The 890-nt window shown below is 49.8% G+C and carries 1 protein-coding gene; it reads right to left on the bottom strand.

Features of this window, described 5'->3' with window-relative positions:
• Window positions 1-845, bottom strand: an 845-nt coding sequence (locus H8S80_RS33920; protein ID WP_187049105.1) for a recombinase family protein, incomplete at its 3' end; no start/stop codon positions are given.
• Window positions 846-890 lie beyond the last annotated feature (45 nt).

Here is an 890-nt window from a genome sequence, read left to right as displayed (position 1 = left end):
TCGAAAATCACTTGCTTTTCCAGGGGATTTTCTACACTGTGCTTGACTTTGTAAGAGAGCTTTTCTGTCTTGAAGTTTACCAGACAGCCTGTGTATTCCCGGTTTTCAAGGATATGCACAACGGTATTGGTCGCCCACTTGCACTCATAGCCGGGGTGGTAGCGGCGGGTGCTGCCCGTCCTACGGTATTCCAGCGTCCCCGGCGTGAGGATTTGCTGCTCTGTGAGCATACGGGCTATCTTAGTCGGACCGTTCCCGGCAAGGCAGAGGTTGTATATCTGCTTGACTACGGGTGCAGCTTCCTCGTCAATAATGAAATTTTCGTCCTCGTCCATGAGGTAGCCATACACAGGCTTGCTTGTGATGGGCTTGCCACTCATGCCTTTTGAGCGTTTTACTGCTTTGATTTTCTTGCTCGTATCTCTCACCAGCCATTCGTTAAAGATATTCCGCAGCGGGGCAAAGTCATTGTCGCCTTGTGCGCTGTCCACTCCGTCATTGATAGCGATAAAGCGGACACCTTTCTGTGGGAAAATCATTTCCGTGTACATTCCCACTTGCAGGTAGTTTCGCCCTAACCTCGACATATCCTTTACGATAACTGTCCCGACTTTTCCGGCTTCAATGTCCGCAAGCATGGCTTGAAAACCGGGTCTTTGAAAGTTCGCACCAGAATAACCGTCGTCCGTGTACCAGCGCAGATTGGAAAAGCCGTTCTGCTTTGCATAGGTTTCAAGAATACGCTTCTGGTTGGAAATGGAATTGCTCTCGCCTTGCAGCTCGTCCTCATGGGAAAGTCTTGGGTAAAGGGCGGTAATTGGTTGTTGGTTGGTCTGTCTTAACATAAAATCCTCCGTTTCCGACAGCCAGCCCCACTATTCCGTACCTTG

This window comes from Hungatella sp. L36 (assembly GCF_014288035.1).
The sequence above is the reverse complement of the archived record's forward strand: the minus strand, read 5'-3'. Positions and strand labels throughout refer to the sequence as shown.